This window comes from Burkholderia sp. LMG 13014, assembly GCF_905232215.1.
Taxonomy (GTDB): domain Bacteria; phylum Pseudomonadota; class Gammaproteobacteria; order Burkholderiales; family Burkholderiaceae; genus Burkholderia.
In genome coordinates this window covers 1-8,653 of the sequence record NZ_CAJNKE010000242.1, presented here as the reverse complement: position 1 = coordinate 8,653, position 8,653 = coordinate 1, and the positions used below count along the sequence as shown (strand labels likewise).

Annotated in this window: 11 protein-coding genes and 1 pseudogene; 1 reads left to right on the top strand and 11 read right to left on the bottom strand. The window is 64.4% G+C overall.

Going from position 1 to position 8,653, the window contains the following annotated elements; genetic code table 11:
- From JYJ84_RS21520 to JYJ84_RS21510, 3 genes are all read right to left on the bottom strand, one after another.
- The coding region (locus JYJ84_RS21520; RefSeq protein WP_205189439.1) for a heme A synthase at positions 1–523 on the bottom strand (523 nt) is incomplete at its 3' end.
- A gap of 24 nt (positions 524–547) precedes the next feature.
- Complete coding sequence (locus JYJ84_RS21515) at positions 548–1,174, bottom strand: cytochrome C oxidase subunit I (protein ID WP_175221611.1); 627 nt, start codon at positions 1,172–1,174, stop codon at positions 548–550.
- Between the two features lie 60 nt (positions 1,175–1,234).
- Entirely contained in the window at positions 1,235–1,945 is a 711-nt protein-coding gene (locus JYJ84_RS21510; RefSeq protein WP_236027711.1) for an SURF1 family protein, read from the bottom strand.
- Positions 1,946–2,029: 84 nt separating this feature from the next.
- On the opposite strand from JYJ84_RS21510, the gene JYJ84_RS21505 reads away from it, so the two are divergent.
- On the top strand, positions 2,030–2,239 hold the full coding sequence (locus JYJ84_RS21505; protein ID WP_043187227.1) for a twin transmembrane helix small protein: 210 nt from the start codon (positions 2,030–2,032) through the stop codon (positions 2,237–2,239).
- Positions 2,240–2,420: 181 nt separating this feature from the next.
- Here the strand turns inward: JYJ84_RS21505 and JYJ84_RS21500 are convergent, their stop codons facing one another.
- The 8 genes and pseudogenes from JYJ84_RS21500 to JYJ84_RS21465 form a co-directional block, all read right to left on the bottom strand.
- Entirely contained in the window at positions 2,421–3,278 is an 858-nt protein-coding gene (locus tag JYJ84_RS21500) for a cytochrome c oxidase subunit 3 (protein WP_011353274.1), read from the bottom strand.
- Between the two features lie 138 nt (positions 3,279–3,416).
- A complete protein-coding gene (locus JYJ84_RS21495; RefSeq protein ID WP_043187225.1) occupies positions 3,417–3,614 on the bottom strand; it encodes a DUF2970 domain-containing protein in 198 nt (65 codons plus the stop codon).
- 16 nt (positions 3,615–3,630) lie between these two features.
- Complete coding sequence (locus tag JYJ84_RS21490) at positions 3,631–4,239, bottom strand: cytochrome c oxidase assembly protein (RefSeq protein ID WP_043187224.1); 609 nt, start codon at positions 4,237–4,239, stop codon at positions 3,631–3,633.
- 35 nt (positions 4,240–4,274) lie between these two features.
- Positions 4,275–4,415, bottom strand: coding sequence for a cytochrome oxidase small assembly protein (locus JYJ84_RS21485; protein WP_043187223.1), 141 nt, complete (start codon positions 4,413–4,415; stop codon positions 4,275–4,277).
- Between the two features lie 70 nt (positions 4,416–4,485).
- Positions 4,486–6,093: a cytochrome c oxidase subunit I gene (gene ctaD, locus JYJ84_RS21480; protein WP_031401318.1), complete on the bottom strand. Its 1,608-nt coding sequence runs from the start codon at positions 6,091–6,093 to the stop codon at positions 4,486–4,488.
- A gap of 43 nt (positions 6,094–6,136) precedes the next feature.
- The gene (coxB, locus tag JYJ84_RS21475) at positions 6,137–7,732 is read right to left on the bottom strand and encodes a cytochrome c oxidase subunit II (RefSeq protein ID WP_122946329.1); all 1,596 of its coding nucleotides are present in this window, start codon (positions 7,730–7,732) and stop codon (positions 6,137–6,139) included.
- 55 nt (positions 7,733–7,787) lie between these two features.
- Complete coding sequence (locus JYJ84_RS21470; protein ID WP_011353279.1) at positions 7,788–8,312, bottom strand: DUF2244 domain-containing protein; 525 nt, start codon at positions 8,310–8,312, stop codon at positions 7,788–7,790.
- Between the two features lie 195 nt (positions 8,313–8,507).
- A pseudogene (locus JYJ84_RS21465) lies at positions 8,508–8,653 on the bottom strand (SAM-dependent methyltransferase); the annotation flags it as partial.

Below are 8,653 nucleotides of genomic sequence, written 5' to 3'. Positions count from 1 at the left end.
GCGTGAGGCCGAGCAGCAGGTGGATCGTGACGATCACCGGCTGCAGCTTCATCGTGACCGTCCACGCGCCGAACGCGCCCTGCACGAGGATCAGCAGCAGCAGGCTCGTCGGCCACCACGGCGACACGTGCAGCGGGCGGCGGCGCAGCCGCGCGGTCCACGCAATCACGACCTGCGCGATGATCAGCACGCCGATCGCCATCGCGAAATAGCGGTGGATCATCTCGATCCACGCCTTCGACATGCTGACGGGGCCCGTCGGCATCGCCTGGTGCGCGGCCGTGATCGCGGCGTGCGCGATGAACGGCGACGACGTGCCGTAGCAGCCGGGCCAGTCGGGGCAGCCGAGCCCCGAATCGGTCAGCCGCGTGAAGCCGCCGAACATCACGAGATCGAGCGTCAGGAAGGTGGTGATCCACACCAGCTTGCGAAACTTGTTGTCGTCGGCCTTCACCCACACGTACGACAGCGGCAGCAGCGCGATGCAGAAGCCGATCAGGCCGAGTTGCAGTAGATACGACATCGGTTCATTGCCTCTCGTATTGCCTTAGCCGATGCTCGACCACTTCAGCAGCTTCGTCACGTCCGACTTGATCTTGCTGGGGTTCGGATCCTTCGGGAAGCGCATCATCAGGTTGCCGTTCGGGTCGACCATGTAGATGTGGTCGCTGTCCTTCGTGCCTGCGTCGGCCGGCAGCCACGCGGCCACCGCGGCCGGGTCGGCGACGAGCCGGCGCGTATCCGGGTACGCATCCAGCACCTTCTGCGGCGTCACGCCCGCATCGCTGCGCAGCCACACCATCGTGATCCGGTGCCGCTCGCCTGCCTGCGTGACGCGGATCTGGCGCATGAAATAGAGCTTCTTCGCGCAGGCTTCGTCGCACGCGCTGCTGTCGGTCATCACGAACAGCCACACGCCGCGCAGCGACGACAGCGGCACCGTCTTGCCGGTTTCGTCGGTCACCTGCAGATCCGCGGGAATCGGGCGCTGCGGCTCGATCAGCGTGCCGTAGTTGGTCGAGCCGCCCTTCGGCTTGATCACGTAATAGGTGAAGTACGACGCGATCATCGGTGCGGCGCACACGAGACCCAGCAGCACGAGCATCCAGCGGCCGCGCTTGCGGGCCGCCGGCGAGATCGGCGCAGCGGCCGGACCCTGACGGGAAGATTGCATGGACAAATCAGACCTCTCGAAACGAACCCGCGGCGCCGGCGCCGCGTCCTGGCATGGCGCTCACGCGCCGGCCGACTTCTTCGCCGCACGCCGCGCGGCGTACAGGCCGAAGCCGAGCGCGGCCGCCGCCATCGCCCACCACTGAAACATGTAACCGTAATTGCGCTCGACGCCGGTCGTCGCCGCCGGCCAGTCGCGCACGAGCTTGTCGCCGTCGTCGCTCGTCTGCTGGATCACGAACGGCTGCAGCGGCAGCCCCGTTTCCTTCGCATACGCGGCGACGTCCAGGTTCTGCCGGATCCTCTGGTGCGCGGCCGACCCGCCTTCGCCGAGCTCGAACGCGCGCGACGCGTCGGCGCGCGCGACGCCCACGATCTCGACGTCGCCCGCGGGCGTCGCGAACGGCTCGATCGCCGTGCGCTCGGAGATATTGCGCGGCAGCCAGCCGCGATTCACGAGCACGACGCCGCCGCCCGTGAGTTTAAACGGCATCACGACGTAAAAACCCGGCTGGTCGTTATACGGCCGATTGTCGAGGAACACGGCCTGGTCGGGCAGGAAACGGCCCGTCGCACGCACGCGATGAAACTCGATCGACGCGAGCGGCATCGGCTGCGCGCCGACGTCGACGGGCGCCGCCTGCTCGTAGCGCTCGATGCTCGCCTGCAGCGCTTCCTTCTGGTGCGCACGGTCGCGCTGCCAGAAACCGAGACGGATCGTAACCGCGACGACGACGAGAATCAGCAGCGCGGGCAGCCAGCGGATCTTCATCATGCGGCCCGCCCGGCACCTGCCGACAAGCGAAGTGCGATAATTATCCTCTTCCTTTCGAATTGCCGTCGTCCGGTTCGTGTCATGCACATACTCGTTCCCATCGCCTTCGTCCTCATCATTGCCAGCATGGGCTCGGCGCTCTACTTCATGATGCACGACCGCGGCCACACGAAACGCATGGTCTGGTCGCTCGCCACCCGCGTCGGGCTGTCGGTGTCGCTGTTCCTGCTCATCCTGATCGCGAACGGGATGGGCTGGATCCATTCGACCGGCCTGCCGATCGGGCGTTGATCCGTTGGTCGCCGCGGCCGCTGTGACCGCTGTGACATTTCGCCGCACGGCCGGGCCACCAAGCAAAAGCGCCGCCTGACTGAGTCGCGGCGGCGCCAGGGTGGTGAAGGCCGGCAGCCACGCTGCCCGGCCGACCCCAATGAAAACGGCCCGCGCATTGCTGCGCGGGCCGTTGTTCCATTTACAGCCAGTAGACGACGACGTACAGGCCGAGCCAGACGACGTCGACGAAGTGCCAGTACCACGCGGCGCCTTCGAATGCGAAGTGGTGATCGGGCTTGAAGTGGCCACGGATCATCCGCACCAGCACCACCGCGAGCATCGTGCCGCCGAGGAACACGTGGAAGCCGTGGAAGCCCGTCAGCAGGAAGAACGTCGAACCGTACACGCCCGAGTTCAGCGTCAGGTTCAGTTCGTTGTACGCGTGGTAGTACTCGAAGCCCTGCAGGAACAGGAAGCAGATACCGAACGCGAGCGTCGCGGCCAGCCAGGCGATCGCCTTCTTGCGATGATCGTCACGCAGCGCGTGGTGCGAGATCGTCAGCGTCACGCCCGACGACAGCAGGAATGCCGTGTTCAGCGTCGGGATCGGCCACGGGCCCATCGTCTTGAAGTGACCGGCGAGCGCGGCGGGGCCTTCGTTCGGCCACACGGCGGAGAAATCCGGCCAGATCAGCTTGTAGTCGAGGCTGCCGAGCTGGTGCAGCGCGATTTCACGTGCATAGAACAGCGCGCCGAAGAACGCGCCGAAGAACATGACTTCCGAGAAGATGAACCAGCTCATGCTCCAGCGGTACGACTTGTCGACGTTCTTGCCGTAGTGACCGCCTTCCGATTCGGCGATCGCGTCGCCGAACCAGTGATACAGCGTAAAGAGCAACCAAAGCAGGCCGAGCAGCGCCGTAAACGGCGCCCAGTCGTGACCGTTGATCCACAGCGCTGTCGATCCGAGCATGACCAGCAGGCCGATGGCCGCGCTGATCGGATGCTGCGACGGATGCGGCACGAAATAGTACGGGGTCTGGTTTTGACCGCTCATGCTTGATTCTCCACTTCAGTCCAATTTGTGTACCGGAAACCGCTCCGGCTTTATTTCTTGCGCGGCGTGACCACCACCGCTCCTTCCTGCACGCGGCACCGTGGCGCCGCGCACTGCATTCTTTCGTGGCCGCGGGCTTCAGCCCACGACGGCACGCACGATCAGGATCAGCACGCCGATGAACACACCGGCTGCCAACAACGCGACGATCAGCACGTGCAGCGGATTCAGCTGTGTCGCGTCGGCCTCCAGGTCGCGCCGCTTGCGCACCCCGAAGAACGACCACAGCACCGCTTTCAGCGCCTGGCCGAACGTCCCGCCCCGCTTCTCCGTCATCGCCCCGCCTCCGTCGTCATGCGTCCGGCTTCGCCGCGCCCTGCGCCGCGGTCTTGCCCGGCGCCGGCGCCGGCGTGGCCGGCGTATTCAGCTCGAAGAACGTGTACGACAGCGTGATCGTCTTCACGTCCTTCGGCAGTTTCGGATCGATCACGAACACCACCGGCATCTTGCGCGACTCGTTCGCGGCCAGCGTCTGCTGCGTAAAGCAAAAGCACTCGATCTTCTTGAAGAACTCCGTCGCCTGCTTCGGCGCGTAGCTCGGAATCGCCTGGGCAACGACCGGCCGGCCCTGCCCGTTCGTCACGTCGTACACGATCGTCGTCAGTTCGCCCGGATGCACGTCGAGACTGTTGTGCTCCGGCTTGAAACCGAGCGGGCCGCGCGCGTTCGCATCGAACTCGACCGACACCGTGCGGCTATAGTCGACCTGCGAGTTCTTCACCTCGCGCTCGCTGACATCGCGCTGCACCAGGTTGTTGATGCCGGTGATCTGGCAGATCGCCCGATACATCGGGATCAGCGCGAAGCCGAAACCGAACATCAGCCCGGCCACGACGAAGAGCTTCACCAGCATCGAACGATTGAACGCGCGATCGACGGCGCCCTCTTCCGGCTTCGACATACGACAACTTCCTCGCTACTGCGTCCGTTACTGCATCAGTGGGTGGACAGCCACCACTGCTTGATCACGACACCCATAAAAAAGACGGCGGCGATGACGAGCAGGATGAGGCCGAGCCGCTTGTTGCCCGCGCGAATCTGCTCGGGCGTTCGTCTTTCTTGTGGATTCCGGTTCATCTGACACTTCAGTTCGGCGCCCGCCGCGCCTGCCTGCAGCGGCAGGCAGCGGCGGAGCGCACGGTGAAACTTACTCGACGTGCGGCGGTTGCTCGAACGTGTGGAAGGGAGCCGGGCTCGGCACCGTCCACTCGAGGCCCGTCGCGCCATCCCACGGCTTGTCCGACGCCTTTTCCAGCTCGCCGCCGCCACGGTAGGCCGGCAGCGCGACTGCGAACAGGAAGTACACCTGCGCGAGGCCGAAGCCGAATGCGCCGATCGTCGCCACCTGGTTGAAGTCCGTGAACTGCGCCGGGTAGTCCGCATAGCGACGCGGCATGCCTGCGAGACCGACGAAGTGCATCGGGAAGAACGTCAGGTTGAAGAAGATCATCGACGCCCAGAAGTGGATCTTGCCGCGCGTCTCGTTGTACATCCAGCCCGTCCACTTCGGCGCCCAGTAGTACCACCCCGAGAACAGCGCGAACAATGAACCGGCCACCAGCACGTAGTGGAAGTGCGCCACCACGAAGTAGGTACCGTGATACTGGATGTCGAGCGGCGCCATCGCGAGCATCAGGCCCGTGAGACCACCGAACGTGAACACGAACAGGAAGCCGATCGCGAACAGCATCGGGGTTTCGAACGTCATCGAACCGCGCCACATCGTCGCGAGCCAGTTGAACACCTTCACGCCCGTCGGCACCGCGATCAGCATCGTCGCGTACATGAAGAACAGCTGGCCGGTGACCGGCATGCCCGTTGCGAACATGTGGTGCGCCCAGACCATGAACGACAGGATCGCGATCGAAGCCGTCGCGTACACCATCGAGCTATAGCCGAACAGCGTCTTGCGTGCGAACGCCGGGATCACCTGCGACACGATCCCGAACGCCGGCAGAATCATGATGTACACCTCGGGGTGGCCGAAGAACCAGAAGATGTGCTGGTACATCACCGGGTCGCCGCCGCCTGCCGCGTTGAAGAACGACGTGCCGAAGTGGCGGTCGAACAGCACCATCGTGATCGCGCCTGCCAGAACCGGCATCACCGCGATCAGCAGGTACGCCGTGATCAGCCACGTCCATGCGAACATCGGCATCTTCATCAGCGTCATGCCCGGTGCGCGCATGTTCAGGATCGTCACGACGATGTTGATCCCGCCCATGATCGACGACGCGCCCATGATGTGGACCGCGAAGATCGCGAAGTCCATGCCCGGGCCCATCTGCGTCGACAGCGGTGCGTAGAGCGTCCAGCCGGCAGCCGTCGCGCCACCCGGCGCGAAGAACGAACCGACCAGCAGCACGGCCGCAACCGGCAGCAGCCAGAAGCTGAAGTTGTTCATCCGCGCGAACGCCATGTCGGACGCGCCGATCTGCAGCGGAATCATCCAGTTCGCGAAGCCGACGAACGCCGGCATGATCGCGCCGAACACCATGATCAGGCCGTGCATCGTCGTGAGTTCGTTGAAGAACTCCGGACGCATGATCTGCAGGCCCGGCTCGAACAGCTCGGCCCGGATGGCGAGCGCCATCACGCCGCCCGACAGGAACATGATGAACGAGAACAACAGGTACAGCGTACCGATGTCCTTGTGGTTGGTGGCGAACAGCCAGCGCCGCCAGCCGTGCGGCATTTCGTGCGCGTGGTCGTCGTGCGCGTGGTCCGCGGCTACGTCGTGCCCGATGCTAGACATGAGAATCTCCTAATGCGAATACGTCGACTAACTCAGCGACACGTCAAGCCGCCGGGCCGATCTCGACACGCCGGGCTTCCTTCGCGTCAGCCCCGCCCGTGATCGTTTCCGGCTTTTTGAGAATAATGTGGTCTTCCGCCACGCCTGCTGCCTTCAGCGCGTCGCGCACGGCTTGTGCGCGATGCTTCGCCAGTTCGGCGTTTGCGTCGGCCGAGCCCGACTTGTCGGTAAAGCCCGACAGCGCGAGCTTCGCGTCCGGATGTGCCTTCGCATAGTCGGCCGCGGTGGCGATCGCCGCTTTCGCGTCGGCCGGCAGCACGCTCTTGCCCGTCTCGAAGTAGATCGTCGACAGGGCGGCCGAAGCCGACGCTGCCGCCGGCTGCTCGGCTGCGCCCGACGCGGCTTGCGCCGGCGCTGCTTCGGCCGGTGCCGCTGCCGCTGCGCCCGCCGCGTCTTCCGGCATCTTGCCGTTACGCGCGTCGGCCACTTGCTTCGGCTGCAGCAGGTCGTTCTTGTGGTTGCCCCACGAATTGCGTTCGTACGTGATCACCGATGCGATGTCGAGATCCGACAGCGACGCCCACGACGGCATCGCGCCCTTGCCGTGCAGCACGCGCTCGACGTGGCCGGCGATCGGGCCGTTCACGATCGGGCTGCCGTCCATGGCCGGGAATGCGCCGAGGCCCTTGCCGCTCACCTGGTGGCAGGCTGCGCAGTTCGCCTTGTAGACGTCCTCGCCGTGCGCGACGAGTTCAGCCATCGTGTAGACCTTGTTCGGATCGACTGCGGCGCTGGCCAGCTTGGCCTTCTGCGCGGTGACCCACTTCGCGTAGTCGTCTTCCGACAGGACTTCGACGACGACCGGCATGTACGCGTGTTCCTTGCCGCACAGCTCGGTACAGAAACCGCGGAACGTACCGACCTTGTCGGCCTTGAACCACGTGTCGCGCACGAAGCCGGGGATCGCATCCTGCTTCACGCCGAACGCGGGCACGTACCACGAGTGGACGACGTCGTTCGCGGTCGTGATGATGCGGATCTTCTTGTTGACCGGCACGACGAGCGGGTTGTCGACTTCCTGCAGGTAGGTGTCGGTGATCGGCTTCTTGCCCATCACTTCGTCACGCGGGGTGCTGAGCGTCGACAGGAAGCCGATGCCCTCGCCCGGGCCCTTCACGTAGTCGTAGCCCCACTTCCACTGGTAGCCGGTGACCTTGATCGTGAGATCGGCGTTCGTCGTGTCCTTCATCGCGACGACGGCCTTCGTCGCCGGCAGCGCCATCAGCACGACGATGACGAACGGCACGATCGTCCAGATGATCTCGACGGTCGTGCTTTCATGGAAATTGGCGGCCTTGTGGCCCTTGGATTTGCGGTGCGCGAAGATCGAATAGAACATCACGCCGAACACGCCGACGAAGATCACCGTACACAGGATGAGCATCATCGTGTGGAGATCGTAGAGCTCCTCGGCGATCTTCGTGACAGGCGGCTGAAAGTTGATCTCGTTGACGCGGGGGCCGCCCGGGCTATCACCGACCGCCAGGGCGGCACCGGCAAAGAGCAATCCGCTGCATGCCAGCACGCCCGTGAGGGCTCGCTTGATTGTTTTCATAGCATCCTTACCCAAAATTTCCATTCAAACCCTCCCCCGTCGCAAGCCGCCGGCCATATCCGCCGGTGCCCGCGCCTCGTCAGCCGCAGCGCCTGAGCGACACGCGCAGTTCGTCGGCGAACTGCGCGCGCTTGTACTGCGCGAGATGCTGCCCGATTACGACAGTCTGCCCGCGCGATACCAGCCGAATCGGATCGCGTGGCGTCGCACCCGGCTCGACCCGCACCCAGCGCGGGTTGAATTCGATCTGCGTGAGCCGCTCCGCATCCATCCGCTCGATCACGAGCCGGTGCGGATACAGCCTGATGCGCTCGTAATCGACCGCATGGCGAGCATAGATCGCAAATGCGACACCCACAGCCAGCAACTCGATTCCGGTGAAGGGCATGACGAGCCAAGCTCCTTGCCACATCAGCAATGTCGCGATCACCAGCGAGAAACCCGCGAGCGACGCGTAAAACAGCACGAACTGGCGCGGCGACACCGAACAATTGCGTTTCATGAGCCAGTCTTCGAGGACCGGCTCGCCGTTCGTCGTCTCCGCCAAAACCCTCGCTGCTTCCATCGCCGCCTCACGCGAATGGCATGCGATGCATGCCTGCATCGGACTCGTCGCCCCGTATTGCGGGGACCCCGGGACGACAAGCTGACGCATTATAGGCGGGTTCAATGGCATCCACAAGCAAGCGACTATCGGCCCGCGAGCCAAGCGTGACAAGCTTTTCGGCCATTTCAGGCGCCAATTCGACCCCGCTTTGCGCCGCTAATTTCAGACATAACAAAACCCCTCTTTACCGCTTTACCGATTCTTCGGACGCCCCTTTCCGATGTCTTCGATGCGCACGATCCCGTGCCCTTCGGCGGTCGTGCGCGGCACGGCCTTCCATGCGTGGCCGTAGATCACTTCGAATGTCAGCGGAATCGTGCCGTCCGCGCGCCGGCGGG

Excerpts from the sequence above, each read along its gene's own strand:
- JYJ84_RS21515 (WP_175221611.1), bottom strand. The coding sequence starts at position 1,174 with ATGCAATCTTCCCGTCAGGGTCCGGCCGCTGCGCCGATCTCGCCGGCG.
- JYJ84_RS21510 (WP_236027711.1), bottom strand. The coding sequence starts at position 1,945 with ATGAAGATCCGCTGGCTGCCCGCGCTGCTGATTCTCGTCGTCGTCGCG.
- JYJ84_RS21505 (WP_043187227.1), top strand. The coding sequence starts at position 2,030 with ATGCACATACTCGTTCCCATCGCCTTCGTCCTCATCATTGCCAGCATG.
- JYJ84_RS21500 (WP_011353274.1), bottom strand. The coding sequence starts at position 3,278 with ATGAGCGGTCAAAACCAGACCCCGTACTATTTCGTGCCGCATCCGTCG.
- JYJ84_RS21495 (WP_043187225.1), bottom strand. The coding sequence starts at position 3,614 with ATGACGGAGAAGCGGGGCGGGACGTTCGGCCAGGCGCTGAAAGCGGTG.
- JYJ84_RS21490 (WP_043187224.1), bottom strand. The coding sequence starts at position 4,239 with ATGTCGAAGCCGGAAGAGGGCGCCGTCGATCGCGCGTTCAATCGTTCG.
- JYJ84_RS21485 (WP_043187223.1), bottom strand. The coding sequence starts at position 4,415 with ATGAACCGGAATCCACAAGAAAGACGAACGCCCGAGCAGATTCGCGCG.
- ctaD (WP_031401318.1), bottom strand. The coding sequence starts at position 6,093 with ATGTCTAGCATCGGGCACGACGTAGCCGCGGACCACGCGCACGACGAC.
- coxB (WP_122946329.1), bottom strand. The coding sequence starts at position 7,732 with ATGGAAATTTTGGGTAAGGATGCTATGAAAACAATCAAGCGAGCCCTC.
- JYJ84_RS21470 (WP_011353279.1), bottom strand. The coding sequence starts at position 8,312 with ATGCAGGCATGCATCGCATGCCATTCGCGTGAGGCGGCGATGGAAGCA.